Below are 16,840 nucleotides of genomic sequence, written 5' to 3'. Positions count from 1 at the left end.
CCGCACGCCAATTATTTGGGATTTGGCACCAATATCTCTCGCATCACTCCCAAATTTGTAGAGAATCCCACTCACCGATTAAGCAATCGCAGAGTATGACCCCACGTCTCACCGGACGGGAATATGATCGAGTCATCCCTCGAATCCGATGTGTGGTCCGGCAAAACCACGCGCGGTGGGGATCAGCCGACGTGCACAGTCTTTAACAGACGCTTACCTTTTCTTACAGCAGGAAGTTCTGCGGAACCCTACATTCCGCATCGTGGTCGCAATAGATGTGCCACATGGTGCGCAAGCGAAGCCGGATGGCGACCCGCGCACACCACCAAGAATCAACACCTCACGCTCACGAGGAAGATCCAAAATGAAGATCAAAGCGCTTACGGGAATCAGCGCGGCATTGGCCGCTGTCATGTTGGCCGGCTGCGTGGCGCCCGGCCCGCAATACGGATACCAACAGCAGGGTTATCAGCAGGGATATCAACAGCCCGGCTATCAACAAGGCTATCAACCGCCGCAACAGCAGGGTGCGCTGTACGGCACGGTCCAGTCGATCGAGCAACTGAACGGCCCGAATAACAGCCCGAACATTCTGGGTACGGTGCTCGGCGCAGCCGCCGGCGGCCTGCTCGGCAACACGATGGGCGGCGGACGTGGACGCACGGCCACCACCATCGCCGGCGCGGCCATCGGCGGTATTGCAGGCAACCGCATCGAAAACAGCATGGGCGAGCCGAACGTGCTTTACCGCATCACGGTGCGTCTGGACGACGGTCGTGTCGCCACGGTCACGCAAGCGCCGCCGCTGCGCGTGCAGCAAGGCCAGCGTGCCGCCGTCTCGAACGATACGGTGTACCCGTACTGAGCGAGTCAGCGAAGGCAGGATCAGCCAGGGCGAACAGGACCTCAATCCCGCTCGTCGGCAAAATCGAACGCCCGCCGGGATTTCCCGGCGGGCGTTTTTTTATTGCTGCCAATACAACACCCGCGACGAATTATGTTCGGGGGGACGCCCGGGGGACGGCGGCAAACCATAATTGACGGCCAATGCACGGTCATACGCAAAGCGAATTTGACCTGCTAAGATACGCGCGAAAATCGGCGTAACAATCGGCACAAACATCGTGCGACCATCGGAGGGCCCCCGCCGTTCCGGAACTTTGCCGAGTCCGTCAGTAACCGCTACCCTTCGAATCTCGTCATGTCGACTCAGACGACTTACCACCATCGGCTCTTCATGGCGATGGTCGGCGGCTTCAGCGCAGTGCTCAACGCGGGCGCCTTCTTTACCGTTCTGCGGCTCAACGGTCACAACCCCTATACCCCATACGGCCTGACACTCGTCTGCGCACTGGCCGCGACGGCGTTCATCGTCTTCGCACGTTTTCATCTGCTCGCCAGCGCCCGGAACCTCGGCTGGATGCTCGGACGCGGCGCCATGCGCTGGTGCCGTCTGCTTGTCACCGCCATCGTCCTGCTGTTCCTGACGTACGAAAGCACGGACGACGTGCGCATGATGGTCGGCCAGTGGGTGTTGCTGGCGCTGCCGCTGCAGATGATCGGACTCGCGGTGCTGCGCGGCATGGCCCACAGCATCAACAATGCGCCCGGCAATCAACGTCGCGCGGCATTCTTCGGGCTCGGCCCCGAGGCACGCAAGCTGAATCTGCGTCTGCAACGCTCGCCCATTCTCGGCATTCAAGTCGCGGGCTACTACAACGACGCGCCGATTGCGCCTGAAGACGGCGAAGTGCTGCCCCCGTATCTCGGCCGCTACGACGCCGCTGCCGCCCACATTCAGGCGAACGAATACGAAATCGTCTTCATCGCCATCGGCCAGCAAGACAACAAGGAACTCACCGGCGAGATCGTGCAACGTCTGTACGACTCGACGGCCGCCATCTATCTGCTGCCCGAGTTCCGCTTCCCCGGCGATCTGCCGATGACGAGCACCGACCTCGCCGGCGTGCCATTGCTCGCCCTGCACGACATCACGGTGCAGGGGCTGCTGCGCATGATCAAGCGCAGTATCGACGTCGTCGGTGCCGCCGCGATTCTGGTGTTGCTGAGCCCCGTCATGATCGCGGTCGCCGTTGCGGTGCGTCTCGACTCGCCGGGGCCGATCCTGTTCCGTCAGCGACGCTATGGCGAGCGCGGCGAGCCGATCGTCATCCACAAGTTTCGTTCGATGCGCGTGATTCAACCGGAAGACGCGGCCGCCGCGGCAACGGGTGGCTTGCGTCAGGCGCACGCGGGCGACAGCCGCATCACGCCGATCGGCAAGCACCTGCGCCGCACGTCGCTCGACGAACTGCCGCAATTGTTCGATGTGCTGGCAGGTTCGATGAGTCTCGTCGGTCCGCGCCCGCACGCCGAAGAACACAACGAGATGTACCGTCGCATGATTCCCGGTTACATGCTGCGTCACAGCGTAAAGCCGGGGATTACGGGATGGGCGCAGATCAACGGTCTGCGCGGGGAGACCGACACGCCGGACAAGATGCAGCGACGCGTGGAATACGACCGTTACTACATTACGCACTGGTCGTTGTGGCTCGACATCAAGATTCTGCTCAAGACGATTCCCGTCATGGTGACGGGACGCAACGCCGTCTGAACCGACGGCGCCGGGCGTCTCTCATTGCATCAGATTCGCTGACACGACAACTGCGGCGGCAATGGCAAGCGATTGCCAGCGAAGCGCACGGCGCTCATTCGCGGCCGAGCGCGCGCCACTGCCGCCAGCAGATGCCGATAAATCGCCGGTCTTCGACGAGGTAACGACGCCACATGCGACCCGGGTCCTGCAAGATGCGGTACATCCACTCGCACCCCGTGCGCTGCATCCATTTGGGCGCACGCTTTTGCATGCCTGCGGCGAACTCGATGGCCGCGCCCACGCAGAGCATCACGCCGCCGGGCATGGTCGGCGCATACGCCATGGCCCAGCGTTCCTGTTTAGGCATGCCCAGACACACGAAGATGAGATCGGGCGCCGCGTCGCGAACGCGTTGCGCGATGTCCTGCCCTTCGGGACCGGTCGGATCGAACGTCATCGACGGAATCATCAGCGTGAAATCGAGCCCCGGGAAGCGCTGCGACAGCCCGGCCGTCAATTGCGCTTCCTGCCCGGGGCGTCCGCCCACGAAGACCGCTCGACGCCCCGACGCGCGCGCCCGGTCGCACAAGGCGGGCAGCAGGTCAGCGCCGGTCACGCGCCCCGGCAACGGTCTGCCGAAAAGCCGACTCGCCCAGATGATGGGCATGCCGTCGGCGAAGAGGAAATCGGCATTGCGATACTCCTGCTTGAATTCGGGCAGCACGTCGAGCCGCACGATGTGGTCGACGTTGGGCGTCACCACGATGCGCGAGCGACCGTCGCGAAGCGAGGCGGCATGCGTCAGCACGTCCACCGCCTGCTCGAACGGCACCGCGGCAATGTTCAGGCCGAACAGCGCAACGTTGGGCTCGAAGATTTCGCGAGCGTTAGCGTGTGGCGCAGTTTTCAATTCAGTGTCACGGCTCATGACCTATCGTGTTCCCCTTATCCGGCGAATCCAGCGTTTCCCGCATGCGCCCGTCGTCCAGCAGTACCGGCGACGTTTAATGGCAGGCACGATAGTAGCAGCGCGTCTGCGCTGCGTCAGTGACACTTTTGATGAGATGTCGCGTATTTCACGACGACAACCCGAAGAAAAATATCGCGACCAATGATCCTCGACGCTCACGACATTCCTTCCGGCTCGCAACTGCAAGCGGATCTGTGCATTGCAGGTGCCGGTGCGGCCGGCATCACGCTGGCGCTGGCACTCGAAACCAGCGGGCTCGACGTGGTGCTGCTCGAAAGTGGCGCCGACACGCCCGAGCCTGCCGTGCAGCAGCTCTACACCGGCACCGTCGAAGACCCGCGCCTGCATCCCCCGGCCGACAGCTACCGCGTGCGCCGCTTCGGCGGATCGACCACATTGTGGGGCGGGCGCTGCATGCCGCTCGACGCCATCGACTTCGAAGCCCGCGATTACGTGCCGCACAGTGGCTGGCCCATCGGGCTCGACGACCTGATGCCGTGGCATGGGCAGGCCAATGCCCTGTGCGAAGCCGGGGAATTCGCCTACACCGCCGAGCAGGCGTTCCCGCGTGCGTCGAACCCGTCGCGTCCGATGATCGGGGGCTTCGACAGCGATGTGTTTTCGACGAACACGTTGGAGAGGTTTAGTTGTCCGACGGACTTCGGCAGTCGTTATCGCGCCCGTCTCGCCAAAGGCCGGGTCCGGGTCATTCAGCATGCGAACCTCTGCCATCTGCCCATGCAGGACGGCCAGCCACGCCTCGTCGGCCCCGCGCAGGTCAAGACGCTCGACGGCAAGACGTTCACGGTCGCCGCACGCGCTTACGTGCTCGCGACCGGCGGCCTCGAAGTGCCGCGCCTGCTGCTGAACAGCCCCGGCGCGAGCGGTCGCGGGCTGGGCAATGCGCATGACGTCGTGGGCCGCTACTACATGAGCCATCTGGCGGGGACCATCGGCACGATGGATCTGTCGGGTGCGACGTCCGTCTGGCATGGCTACGACATCTCGGACGAAGGGATCTACTGCCGTCGACGACTGGCGTTGCGTCCTCAGGCGCAGCACGCGCTGCATGCCGGCAACTTTATCGCGCGCCTGCACCACCCGCGCATTCCCGACGCCGGTCACGGCAACGGCATTCTCTCGGCGCTGTATCTCGCGCGCCCGATCGTGCCGTACGAATACGCCAAACGTCTGTATGGCGACGCGCCCGGCGGCATCGGCAACTGGCTCGCGCACGCCCGCAACGTGATCACGGACGTGCCCGACACCGTGCGCTTCCTCACGCACTGGGCGATGCATCGCACGCTCGCAACACGCAAGTTTCCGTCGGTCATCGTGCGCCCGGCCAACCTGCGTTTCAGCCTGGACTTTCATGCCGAGCAAGTACCGTACGAAAACAGTCGCGTAACGTTGGGCGACGAGCGCGATGCACTCGGCATGCGACGCATCCACATCGACTGGCGCTACACGTCGCAGGACGTCGCCACCGTGACGCGCTCGCTCGAAGCACTGGCGCAGGAAATCGAGCGCACCGGCGTCGGCCGCTTCTCGTACGAGCCCGCCGAGGTGGAAGCCGAAATGACGCGCTACGGCGCCTACGGCGGCCATCACATCGGCACGGCGCGCATGGGTGACGACCCGCGCACCAGCGTGGTCAACGCGGATGGACGCCTGCATGAGGCCGACAACGTGTTCGTTGCGGGCGCGGCGGTCTTTCCGACGTCGGGCCAGGCGAACCCCACATTGAGCCTCGTCGCACTGGCGTTGCGTCTCGCCGACCATTTGCAGGGGCGGGCGAACGTGAGTGCACTACCCTCGCCCGCGACATCAGTCACATCCGCCATCCAGACTTCTTCGACTCCTACCTGATCCCGTCCGCCTTATGAAAGCTCGCATTCTTGTCACCGGCGCGACCGGCTTCATCGGCCGCCATGTCGTCAACGCCCTTGCCGCCAGCGCATGGGCCGAGCCCGTCGCGGCTTCACGTCGTGCCGACGCCGGCATGCGCGCCGTCGATGCACTCTCCACCGCCTCGCTCGGCGCTGCGCTGGCCGACGTCGACGCGCTGGTGAACTGCGTCGCGGGCTCGCCTGAGACTATCGTCGCCAATGCCCGCGCACTGCGCGAGGCGCTCGACGCTGTCGGCAAGCCCATGCCCGTCGTCTACTTCAGCTCGATGGCTGTGTACGGCACGGCCGAAGGACACATCGACGAATCCGCCGCACTCGACGGCGCAAGCCCTTACGGCATGGCGAAGGTAGAAGCCGAGAAATTGCTCGCCGGACTGCGCACGGTCTCGCTGCTGCGCCCCGGATGCGTCTACGGTGGCGGCAGCCCGCAATGGTCGGAACGCATTGCCGAACTGCTGCGCGCAGGGCGTATCGGCGATCTTGGCGCAGCGGGTGACGCGCACAGCAACCTCGTGCATGTGGACGATGTCGTAAAAATCGTCATGAGTGCGTTGCGTCGCCCCGAAGCGGGCGGGCAGGCCTACAACCTCGCCATGACCGACGCCCCGCGCTGGAACGATTACTTCGTGGCGTATGCCATGGCGCTGGGGGCAACGCCTGTGAAGCGCATCGGCGGACGACGTCTGAAGATCGAGACGAAGCTCGTGGCGCCCGCACTCAAGATTGCCGAGATTCTGGGACGCAAGGTCGGTGTGAAGGGATTGCCGCCGCCGTTGCCGCCATCGCTCGCGCGCCTGTGGCAGCAGGATATCTGTCTCGATGCGCGCCGCGCCGAACAGACTTTCGGTGTGACATGGACGCCGTGGCGCGAAGCCGTCAAAGCGGAAGCCGCGCGCGCCTGACCGATGGCGACGGGCGGGGAGCGATGCCACCCGCCTGCCGCCGACAGTAATGTCGATGACGGTACGCCTCAGCGTCTCAGCGCATCAGTCAACGCATCAATCAGCGCATCCGCGACTTAACGCCGCGTCAGCCGCCCCGCCGTCCAGCGCCACAGCGTGGCGAACGGCGACACGCCGAGCAAGCGACGGGCTGCCCACGCGGCGGCTGCACCGTTCACGGCAATCGCCAGCGACGCCGCCACCGACGCACCCACGCTGCCGCCCATCGGCGCAAGCACCGCAAGCCCCAGCAGCAGCACCACGACCGACACCACGTTGATGCGCATAAGTGCGCGCGTGTGCGCCGTCATGCCGAGCAGTTCCGGCATCGCCGTAAAACAGGCCGCCGCGATCTGCCCGAGCGCCAGCACACGCAAGGCGCTCGCGCCGTCGTCGAATCCGTGACCGAACAGGCTCAGCAGGAAGTGCGGCACGAGCAGCATGCCCAGCGTCACCGGCAATGCCAGGCACAGCACCAGCCCGATGGCCTGCGCCGCACTGCGCTCCAGCCCCGGCAGATCCTGACGCGCATAGAGGCTGGCGAATCGCGGCGCGGCCATTCCCGTCACACCGCTGATCAGAATGTTGACGACGAGCGCCAGACGCCATGCGAGCGCGAACAGGCCTGTCTCGCGCGACGACGCGACGATACCCAGCACAATGGCCGGCGCCGACGTAATCAGCAGCTTGGTGAGTTCGAGCGTGAACAGCGAGAGGCCGGGCTTGAGTAAGCCGGGGATCGCCCCGTGCGGCTCGCCGGCCGGCACCTCGCGCAGGAATCGACGCAGCAACACCGCACCTACGATCGCCGCGACGGTAAAGCTCGCCGCCGTGAGAATCAGCGTATTGGCCACCGTCAGTTTGCCCGTCGCCACCAGCGGAATCGCCGCCACGCAGAAGATCGCGGGCCACAACCACGAGTAGATCATCTGGCTGAAACCGACGCGCTGCAATCCAGCGAGCGCACCGGCAATGGCCGCCCCCATGTTTTGCGGGACGAACGACAGCGCACCGAGCATGAGCGGCACCACCAGTTCGGGCTTCTTGAGGATGTCGTTGGCAAAGAGCGCCGCCCCGCCTGCGAGCAGAATCGACACCGCGGCCGACGCCAGAAAGACATGCCCCAGCGCCCGGCGAATCGTCGGCCGGACGGCGGCGGCGTCACCGGCGGCGACATCCATCGCCAACTGACGCGTCAGCGCCTGATCGATACCGAGGCGTCCGAACCCGGCGAGCGCCACCATCGTGCTGAAGACAATGTAGAAATTCCCGGTCTCGACGACGCCCAGCGCCGCCGCGATCAGCAGGTGAAAACCGTAACGACTCGGCAGATCCAGCAGCCGAACACCGAGACTGATCACGCTGCCGCGAATCATCGAAGCGCCGGACTTGCCCGACGCAGGTGACGGTGACGGCGATGGCGACGACGTCCGGTTCATCTCAATTCACCGCCTTTCGCAGCACGAAGAGCATGATGCTCTGCGGTGGCATATCGGCGTGCAGTTCGCCGCCGGAAACCTCGGCATCCGGCGCGCGCGCGAGCTTGTTGTCCACCAGTTGCCAGACCTCGCTCGTGCCCGCCGCCGCAAAGTTGGCTACCGAGACCGTGGCCTGCGCCGCGCGATCGAGTTGCTTGTTGACGACGACGACGGTCATCGCACCATCCTTCGCGCGCAGCGCCGCGAAGGCCGACACGGTATCCGGATCGGGCACCGTGGTCGACACGCTCGTCGAGCCGAATTCGCCGCCTTTATCGTCGTAATTACGATACAGCTTGATCGCCTTGTAGACCGGCATCGACGGATCGAGCGTGCCCCAGCGCGTCGCCATATCCAGCCGCTCTCGGCCGAAGATACCGAGAATGTCGGCCTGCGCCGTCGCGCCGTTCATGCGCGTGTCCGCGCCCCAGTTGTATTCGGTAAGCGCGATGGGCGTGCCGGGGTAGTAATACGTGTCGACCCACTGACGCATCATCGGAATCAGCGCGACCACGCTATTGATCCACGTCGGATCCTTGTAATTCGGGTCCCACAGATTGCGTGTCGAACGGTTGCGCATCAGCGCAATGGCCGTCGAGTTGCCGTCCACCGGTTCTTCGTACTCTTTGCTCTGCGGATAAAAGTGCAGGCTGAAGATATCGACCGGACGACCGGCCTTTTTCCACTGCGTGAGCAGCCAGGGAATGTACGGCATGCCACCGGTTTCTTTCAGCCGGTCGGGCGCCTGCGCATAACCGTGCGTGACCGAATACTGCTGATCGAAGCCGCTGTACAGATAGCCGTTCCAGCCCCACTCTTCGGGCGCGAGCACCTTGGCATGCGGATCGGCAGCCTTCACCGCACGCGAATAGGCGATCACCTTGGCGGCGATCTCGCTGGCGTGCGCCCCCGTGGGGTGCGAGTTGTTGTGGATCAACTGCCACAGACTCGGCTCGTTATCCATTGCGTAGTACTTCACGCCGCCCGCCTTGGCCGGGCCGAATTGCTGCACCAGCGCGCTCACACGCGCCTGCTGGCTCGCGGGATCGTCAGGCACGGTGGCGTCGTCCGGATCGTTCACCACGGGTGTGCCGTCGCGCAGAATGCCGTTGCCGGCGTCGGTCATGCCGTCCACGTCGTGGTTCTGCTGCGGGCCGTACTTGATGATGGAATAGCTCGCGAGCCGGTCGCGCGAGCGCGAGAGCGTAGCCACGCGGCCGAGCATGGAGATGGTGATGATCGGCTGCGCGCCGGCGGCCTGCGTCAATGCGACGAAACGGTCGCCGAACTGGTCGTTGATGTCCGTCGGATTCACCGGAAGACTCTCGTAATACCAGTCGCGACCGGCGTTACGCGCGTCGAGCCGCCAGTTGTAGGCCGACGCGCTGTTGCCGCCCGAGCGATTCAGCGGCGCGCGCAAATCCTGCAACATCGCCGTCGTGCCGAAATTGATGCCGTAGATCAACGGATTGATCGGATGGCGGTTCGCCGCCGCATCCACCGCGATCGAGACCGGCAACGGACCGCCCGGCGTGGCCTTGGTACAGGCCGCGGACGACAGCAGGACAGCCGCACCTACGAATTGGATCAGTCGGGCAAATCCGATTCGCCCAATACGCGCACTACGGCGCGGCAACACGCGCATGAAGACTCCGGGGGACAGCACGATGATCGAATCCGCCTTCTCGCCAGATGTAGACGAAGATCGCCAGAATGACCGCCGTTTCGCCTGGCGCAAGCGTTGGCGGATAGAAGAACGAGACCAGCAGCACGAAGACCAGATAGTCGTACAGCGCGCCGAGGAAATCGTCTTCGACTTCCGCGCGCAGGCGCCGGTAGAAAAACAGGCCGCGCAACTGAAAACACAGAATGACGAGCGCGCCTAGCAGGCCGTACTCGAACACGATCCCCAGCCACGTAATGTCGGCGAGGAAGAAGAAGTGGTGGAAATAGGTGGTCAGCGTGTCGCCGCTCGCGGGACTGATCGTGCCCACGCCGAACAGCCAGCGCAGTGAGTCATTGCCGAGAAAGCGCGTCGCAAGCAGCGCCGATATACGGCGCGTATCGAAGCCGGTTTCGGAATTCGCACTGAAGATCGTCGCCAGATACCCCATCGAAAACACCCCGACCAGCACGATCGGCGCCACGAGCATCAGGCCGATGCGCGCACGCGGACGCGCCCAGACGAACGTATTGATGACCAGCACGCCCATGATGCCGATCGCCAGCGCACGCGACTTCACGATCAGCAACGCGACCGCCAGCCCGATCAGCACGCTGACGAGATAGCCGACGTTACGCTCGAAGAACGCGCGGCGGTAGCAGAAGAACAGCAGGATGAACGGGAAGTACATCGACATGCGGATACGGTGTCCGCGACTGTCGCTGGTGAAGAACGGCGCCTGTCCGAAGACGTAGGTTTCCTTGTACCAGTCGGCGGGCACCAGCAGCCACATGAGAATCAACGCGCCCACGATGACCGCGCCGAGAATCACGAAACTGCGCCCCAGCTCCTGCAACGTGGGCTTGAGCATCAGGAGCAGCGCCAGGAAGGAAAAGAAATACAGAATCGGCAGCAGTTTCACCTGCGCTGTCACACTGGTGAAAAAACTCTCGTTGAAGTAGATGACGGCGGCGAAGCTCGGCACCAGCACCAGCCATGCGAAGCTCAGCAGCACCTGTCGCGTCAGCGGGAAGCGCGGCTGGCTGCCCAGGCGCAGCACCAGTGGCAGCGTCAGTATCGGAAACGCCTTCGAGAGCGCCCACAACGGGTACAGCGTCGCGATGTAGTGGAACGTCTGGCCGAAGAGCGGCAGAAGCACCACCAGGCACCCCACGACGAAGGTGCGCGGCAGGCCGCCCGCGAACACGGCCGGCAGGTCGTCCGGGACTGGCGTCCCGTGCGTCGCATCGGTCGGGTTACCGGGGCGGGTATCCATGTCGAGAGGTGGCTGCGCGGCTGTCACGAAGCGGTTGAATTCAGTGGTTAGACTTGCACGATTTGCCTGGCCGACGGCGAAATCGCCGGGATCGACCGAGATGACGCCGGGTGTCGCGAATCGCTCGCGACGCCCGGCACCGGACGATCAGAAGCTGCGAGCGCCGTTGATGTCGTAGTTGACGTTCTTGTTGAACGGCAGGCCCTTGTTGATGTACTGGTCGACCCACAGGTCCACTTCCGCAATCGCCGACTTCGGCACGAAGATCGTGTCGTTCGATTGCAGAACGATGTCCTGCGCCGGATCGCCCTGCTGCGTGAGCGCCTTGACGTCGATCGTGCGCAACATCGGACGGCCGTCCGGGCTGCGGCGAATCAGCACGATTTCGCCGGTCCGTGCGGTATCGAGCAGGCCCTGGGCGGTGATGATCGCCTGCATCACACTCATGCCGGGCGTGAGCGCGAGTTCGCCGGGCTTGCCGACTTCACCGCCGACGAACACGTGTGCGGCGGTCTGCGTCACGGCGACCATGGCCATCGCATTGGCGGTCATGTGATTGGCCGCGAGCGCGCGGTTGACCGTATCACCGAACTGCGCGAGCGTCTGGCCGGCTGCCGGAAGATTGCCGGCAAACGGCATGGCAACGGTGCCGTCAGGTGCGACGCGGCCCTTGTAGTTGAGCTCGATGTTGAACGGCAGCACGACGGAAATGTCGTCGCCAGGCAACAGTCGATACGGTGACGGTGTCGTCGCGTCGACCCACGTCGCAAAGCGGTCGGTTTGCTGGTATTTGGTGTCGACCCAGGTATGGGTGCAGGCCGTCAGCGTCATCAGCGCCAGTACGCAGGCCGGGCGGAGCATGTTCATGGGACAGATGGCACGAGGCCGGGGTGGTTGCACGGTTTGGACCGTACTCTAGTGCACTTCTGTCGTCTCGCCAAGCACGATAAATCAGCGTCGGATTTAGGATAATGCCGGATTTAGGGGGACTTTCTGGGGACTTTCTTGCGTAAGATATGCGCCTTGAAACCATCAACAATGGCCGGGCAACCTTTCCGCTTCTTGCATCCCTATGGCAATTACGACTAGAACAAGGCCTGACCGGCACGCCGCGGTCGTCGACGTGACGATCCGGGATTATCTCAACACCCTTTTTTACTACCGCAAGATCGCGACGACGGTGTTCCTCGCCATCGTGGCGCTCGGCGTGCTCGTAGCCCTCTTCGTGCCGATTCCGTATCGGGCACAGGCCACACTGCTCGTCCTCAATGCGGGCTACTACGACCAGACGAACAACCCGAACGGCGGCGTGTCGCTGCAACCCCCGCCGGGTCAGCTCAACGGCGTGGAAGCGCAGATTCTGTCGAGCCCCGAGCTGCATCGCGACGTCATTCTGTCGAAACTCGGCCCCGGCGCGACGGCGAGCGACATCGACCGCGAATTGCAGAATTTCGAGAAGCGTCTGCACATCGAGCAGAACGATCTCGCGAACACCATCACGCTGACGTACTCGGACACCGATCCGAAGGCGGCAGCCGATGCGCTCGCGCGTCTGCTCGACAAGTACTTCCGCCAGCGCGCCTCGATCTTCACCTCGGGTCGCGTCAATCTGCTGGTCAGCCAGCGTGACGATGTCGGCAAGCAACTCGACAAGGCCGACGCGGATCTGCTCGCGTTCCAGAAGAAACACGGCATCGTGAAGATCGACGACCAGACCTCGCGCGCCGTGCTGCTCGAATCGCAGCTCGTGCAGCGCAAGCTGGAGACCGACGCCAAGCTCGCACAGGACCGCAGCGAACTGAAGTCGCTGCAAACGTCCACGAAGGAGGTGCGCTCGACGATTCCGATCTACACGGACGACTCCGAGACGAGCCGCGCGATCAACATCCTGCAAGGCTCGCTGAGCGAGCTCGAGAACAAGCGTGCGGACTACGCGTCGCGCTACATGGCGACGTCCCCGTTCGTCGTGCAACTCGACAAGCAGATCGCCGACATGCGCGCGAACATCGCGAAGCAGCGTCAGGAGATGATGACCGCGACACGCCTCGGTCATAACAACTACTACGACGTGGTGCAGGAGCGTCTGGCGGTGCTCAACGCGAGCATTGCCGGTGGTCTCGCGCAACAGGCTGCGCTCGATACGCAGATCAAGGAAACGCGCGACAAGCTGCAAGGTATGAGCGACGTGTCGAGCCAGTTGAGCCAGTTGCAGGCGCGTCGCGACATTCTGGCGGACAGCTTCAAGGACCGCTCGCGTCAGGTCGAACTCGCGCGTGTGCAGCAGGGTCAGGTCAGCCAGATCAACGGCACCAACGTGCGCGTGATTCAGGCACCGTTCCCGCCGTCGCAACGCAGCGTGTCGGCCAGTCTGCTGATCGCCGCCTCGATTGCCGCCGGTTTGCTGCTCTCCGCACTGACGGTGCTGATCCTGTCGAGCCTGCGTGAGACCTTCCTGAGCCCCGAACAAGTCGAACGTGCCCTGCTGTTGCCGGTGGTGAATGCGCCGGTCCTGCTGGGGGGCGAACGGCGTGGAGCGGCAGCGGGAGGCGTTGCGGGTGCGGCAGGGGCCGTAGGGGGGATGGTCGCTGGCGTCGCGAACGCGGAACCCGCCTACTCTCGTCCCGCTCACCTGGCTTACGGGCGCATGATCGCTGCGATCAACAGCAGCACCAACGCGCATGCCAAGGTCGTCATGGCCTTGTCGACCGGCAAGAACGATGGCCTCTCGTCCGTCATTCAAGGTCTGACAAGCGAACTGGAACACCGCTCGGGCAAGCCGATCCTGATCCTGGACATCGCCTCGACGCCGGACGCGCCGATGTATGGCAAGCCGAACGCACAAGGGCTGCTGGCATGGCCGTCGAATGGCGGCAGCGGCACGGCAAGCACCGACGCGACGGCACCGGTCGCCACCGACGAATCCAATGGCATGCTTGCGGACATCGTCTTCACGCGCGTCGAGGGTCACAACATCGTCGTGGCGCAGCCGCGCAGCGGCGGGATTCCGTCGTCGTGGCAGCAAGTCACGCGCCTGTTCGATGCGTTGCGCGACTCGCACGACTACATCGTCGTGCACGCCCCGCCGTCGAGCCAGTCGTTCACCGGCATCGAGAACGCGTCGCTGGCCGACGCCACGGTGCTCGTGGTGCGCGCCGAAGCCACGCGCAAGCCGGTCATCGCCGGCCTCAAGGCGCAGGTGGAAGACGCAGGCGGACGACTGATCGGTGTGGCGCTCACGCATCGTCGCGGATATATTCCGAGCTTCATCTACCGGTTCTTCTAGCCGTCGGTTCAGACCATCATGCAACAAATCAGCGCGATCCTGCCGATCAAGACCCGAGGAAGGCACTACGCCGACAACATCGGCCGTTGTGACATCCTCTTCTCGTCGCTGCGCCACTTCACGACGCCGGACCTGTTCCATCGCTTCGTGATCATCGTGCCGCACGACGAAGTCGAGGAAGTCCGTGGCTACGCCAGGGCGTGGTCCGACTTCCCCATCGAGGTGATCGACGAATCGCTGTACATGGGCGCGTTCAACGAGTTCTCGCAGCGGCACCAGATTCGCAACTGGCATCGGCAGCAGATCATCAAGATCAACGCGCCGGAATGGATCGAGACCGAGTACTTCCTGATCTTCGATCCGGATTGCTTCGCCACGCACGCGTTCGATTACGACTCGCTGATCTCCGACGGACGGGCGATCACGCACCTCAAGGGGCGCAGCGTCGAGCCGTATTACTGGGAGGCGTCGGCCAAGTTGCTCGACGTCGATCCGCACCTGGACCGTGAAGGGGTCTGGTGGACGCCCGCAACGCTCTCGCGCTCGCTGTGCCTGTCGTTGCAGGAGCGGCTCGAAGCCGTGAACGGCACCGACTGGAAGCGCGTGCTGCTCGCGAACTACGCCATCGACTGGACGGAATACACGCTGTACTGGCTCAACGCCGAGCGCGCCGGCCTGCTCGACAAGTACCACACGCAAGCGGTGCCGCCGCAACGCACGCTGCACGCCGACGAGAGCGTGTGGTTTGCCGACAAGATGCAGGAGTGGGACGCCGCGCATTACTTCGCTGCGGAGAGCGACGGGCTGTTCGCCGTGGTTCAGAGCAACACGAAGATCCCGCTCGATCAGGTCGTAGCGAAGCTGTCTCCGTACTTCCCAATCGAGATTCAGCCGTACGAGCGGCACGTGGATCCGGCACTCAAGGGCGCGGAGTTGTACTCGGCAGTCGTACGCAAGGGACTCAAGATGCTCAAGAAGCTATTGGGCAACGGCGCGGGCATCAAATAACGCCAACCGTCCCCACGAGATCAACAGGACCCGATTCGATGAGCAGTACGGGCAGCGCCAAAGGCCGGATGGTCGGCATCGAGATTCTGCGATTTTTCAGCGCGTTCGCGGTGCTCATCTGGCATTACCAGCATTTCTTCTTTCAGCCGCAGACGGCATCCATCGAGGTGGTTCGCAGCGCCCAGCCGCTCTACGGGCTGCTGCATCCGTTCTACGATTTCGGATGGCTCGGGGTCAACGTCTTCTGGACGATCTCGGGCTTCATCTTCTTCAATCGCTATCTGACGAAGATCGCGGCAGGCAAAGTCTCCGGCGGTCTGTTCTTCCTGAATCGCTTCTCGCGGCTCTATCCGCTGCATATCGTGACGCTTGTCGCCGTGGCGCTATTGCAAGCGTATTACATACGGCACAACGCGGCGTTCTTCATTTATCCGTACAACACGCCGTACGACTTTTTCGTCAACGTCATCTTCGCGTCCGGATGGCTCACGCCTTACACCGACTCGTTCAACGGGCCGGTATGGAGTGTGTCGACAGAGATCGTGATCTACGTCGCGTTCTTCCTGCTGGCGCGGTTTTTCCGCATCGGACTGGCGTGGACGCTGGCGATCATGTGCCTTTCGGCCGCCGCAGGCGGTTTGCTGATCCATCAGCACGTCAAGGGCAGCGAAGCGAACATCGTGTTCTGTGCCTTCTATTTCTTCATGGGCGGCGCAGTGCATCTGCTCTATGAGCGGTTGCGCGACGTGATCGAAGCGCACCGTCGGGCGACGGTAGTGCTGTGCTGTGCGGCGTATGTGGGATTGATTGCGGTGTGCGCCCTCTTCGGCGGCACGAAATATCTGGCGGCCACGGTGATCGCGCCGGTCTCGATCGTGCTGCTGCATGCGATCGAGCCGTGGATACCGGAACGGCTGGCGTCGCCCATCGCCAATCTCGGCAATACGACCTATTCCAGCTATCTGATCCACTTCCCGCTGCAACTCACGACCGTGATCGTGCTGCAACGGTTGGGGATGTCCAGCGCGACGGCGGCGATGAGCCCGTGGTTCCTGGCGGCCTATCTGATTATCGTATTCGCGCTCGCCCGAGTCGTTTTCCGGGTGTGGGAAGCACCGGCACAGACATTCCTTCGGCGACATCTGGCCTGGATCGGCACTCCCGCGAAGGCGCGCTGACGACGGCTAGGCGGTCGATCCGGCGTCGGGTGAACAAGGCGCGCGGCAGGCTGACGCCGTGCGCACCCGCAGTGCTCAATGATGATGGTGGTGGTGATGCGACCAGAGCGGATCCATCGAATCGACGAAAGACGCAACGGCATCCTTGTCGCCCGTGGCGTGGCGCATCAACTGGCCGCACTTGCACCAGCCCTGATAGGGCGTGATATGCGAGCAGGCGGTCGTCTTCTGCAAGTACAGCGTGACGGGTTTCGCGCACTTGGTGCACTTGAACTTGAGGGTCAGGGCAGGTTTGCTCATCGGAGATCCATAGCAAAAAGCCGGATGTCGTGAAGACACCCGGCTTTTTTGACTTTGTACTGCGTTTGTACCGCGCGCATATCGTGTCGACGAATCGCGTTAGCGAATCTGACGCCGGTCGGCTTCGATGTGTCGATTGTCACACCGCTGCCGTTGGATGGCGTCCCCTAGGGGATTCGAACCCCTGTACTCACCGTGAAAGGGTGATGTCCTAGGCCTCTAGACGAAGGGGAC

General features: G+C 63.4%; 13 protein-coding genes and 1 tRNA gene. 7 read left to right on the top strand and 7 right to left on the bottom strand.

The window, feature by feature from the left end; all coding sequences use genetic code 11:
* Window positions 1–364 precede the first annotated feature (364 nt).
* Together A9762_RS21515 and A9762_RS21510 are read left to right on the top strand one after the other, a co-directional pair.
* On the top strand, window positions 365–865 hold the full coding sequence (locus tag A9762_RS21515; protein ID WP_069344041.1) for a glycine zipper 2TM domain-containing protein: 501 nt from the start codon (window positions 365–367) through the stop codon (window positions 863–865).
* A 336-nt stretch (window positions 866–1,201) separates the two neighbouring features.
* Window positions 1,202–2,617 carry an undecaprenyl-phosphate glucose phosphotransferase gene (locus A9762_RS21510; protein WP_240493665.1) on the top strand — a complete coding sequence of 472 codons (1,416 nt, stop codon included), beginning with the start codon at window positions 1,202–1,204 and terminating at the stop codon, window positions 2,615–2,617.
* A 94-nt stretch (window positions 2,618–2,711) separates the two neighbouring features.
* Here the strand turns inward: A9762_RS21510 and A9762_RS21505 are convergent, their stop codons facing one another.
* Window positions 2,712–3,527: a WecB/TagA/CpsF family glycosyltransferase gene (locus A9762_RS21505; RefSeq protein ID WP_083254173.1), complete on the bottom strand. Its 816-nt coding sequence runs from the start codon at window positions 3,525–3,527 to the stop codon at window positions 2,712–2,714.
* A 183-nt stretch (window positions 3,528–3,710) separates the two neighbouring features.
* Between A9762_RS21505 and A9762_RS21500 the strand changes: the two genes are divergently transcribed.
* A complete protein-coding gene (locus A9762_RS21500; protein ID WP_069344040.1) occupies window positions 3,711–5,438 on the top strand; it encodes an FAD-dependent oxidoreductase in 1,728 nt (575 codons plus the stop codon).
* A gap of 13 nt (window positions 5,439–5,451) precedes the next feature.
* A complete protein-coding gene (locus tag A9762_RS21495) occupies window positions 5,452–6,381 on the top strand; it encodes an NAD(P)-dependent oxidoreductase (RefSeq protein ID WP_069344039.1) in 930 nt (309 codons plus the stop codon).
* 116 nt (window positions 6,382–6,497) lie between these two features.
* Here A9762_RS21495 and A9762_RS21490 read toward each other — a convergent pair whose 3' ends face one another.
* From A9762_RS21490 to A9762_RS21475, 4 genes are all read right to left on the bottom strand, one after another.
* Window positions 6,498–7,859 (bottom strand): lipopolysaccharide biosynthesis protein, encoded by a 1,362-nt coding sequence (locus A9762_RS21490; RefSeq protein ID WP_240493664.1) that lies wholly within the window; start codon window positions 7,857–7,859, stop codon window positions 6,498–6,500.
* Between the two features lies 1 nt (window position 7,860).
* Entirely contained in the window at window positions 7,861–9,564 is a 1,704-nt protein-coding gene (locus tag A9762_RS21485; RefSeq protein WP_240493663.1) for a glycoside hydrolase family 44 protein, read from the bottom strand.
* Complete coding sequence (locus tag A9762_RS21480) at window positions 9,521–10,837, bottom strand: hypothetical protein (protein ID WP_069344037.1); 1,317 nt, start codon at window positions 10,835–10,837, stop codon at window positions 9,521–9,523. Before A9762_RS21480 ends, A9762_RS21485 begins: the two co-directional genes overlap by 44 nt.
* Before the next feature lie 147 nt (window positions 10,838–10,984).
* The gene (locus A9762_RS21475; protein ID WP_083254172.1) at window positions 10,985–11,704 is read right to left on the bottom strand and encodes a polysaccharide biosynthesis/export family protein; all 720 of its coding nucleotides are present in this window, start codon (window positions 11,702–11,704) and stop codon (window positions 10,985–10,987) included.
* 256 nt (window positions 11,705–11,960) lie between these two features.
* On the opposite strand from A9762_RS21475, the gene A9762_RS21470 reads away from it, so the two are divergent.
* Genes A9762_RS21470 through A9762_RS21460 form a run of 3 tightly spaced genes read left to right on the top strand, consistent with a single transcriptional unit; the run spans window position 11,961 to window position 16,306 of the window.
* Entirely contained in the window at window positions 11,961–14,120 is a 2,160-nt protein-coding gene (locus A9762_RS21470) for a hypothetical protein (RefSeq protein ID WP_069344035.1), read from the top strand.
* Window positions 14,121–14,138: 18 nt separating this feature from the next.
* Window positions 14,139–15,128, top strand: coding sequence for a DUF6492 family protein (locus tag A9762_RS21465; protein ID WP_069344034.1), 990 nt, complete (start codon window positions 14,139–14,141; stop codon window positions 15,126–15,128).
* Between the two features lie 38 nt (window positions 15,129–15,166).
* Complete coding sequence (locus tag A9762_RS21460; RefSeq protein WP_069344033.1) at window positions 15,167–16,306, top strand: acyltransferase; 1,140 nt, start codon at window positions 15,167–15,169, stop codon at window positions 16,304–16,306.
* Between the two features lie 75 nt (window positions 16,307–16,381).
* On the opposite strand, the gene A9762_RS21455 is transcribed toward A9762_RS21460, so the two are convergent.
* Window positions 16,382–16,606 carry a hypothetical protein gene (locus A9762_RS21455; protein ID WP_039393487.1) on the bottom strand — a complete coding sequence of 75 codons (225 nt, stop codon included), beginning with the start codon at window positions 16,604–16,606 and terminating at the stop codon, window positions 16,382–16,384.
* A gap of 158 nt (window positions 16,607–16,764) precedes the next feature.
* Window positions 16,765–16,840, bottom strand: a tRNA-Glu gene (locus A9762_RS21450).

This window comes from Pandoraea sp. ISTKB, assembly GCF_001721285.1.
In the GTDB taxonomy this organism is placed as follows: domain Bacteria; phylum Pseudomonadota; class Gammaproteobacteria; order Burkholderiales; family Burkholderiaceae; genus Pandoraea; species Pandoraea capi.
The sequence above is the reverse complement of the archived record's forward strand: the minus strand, read 5'-3'. Positions and strand labels throughout refer to the sequence as shown.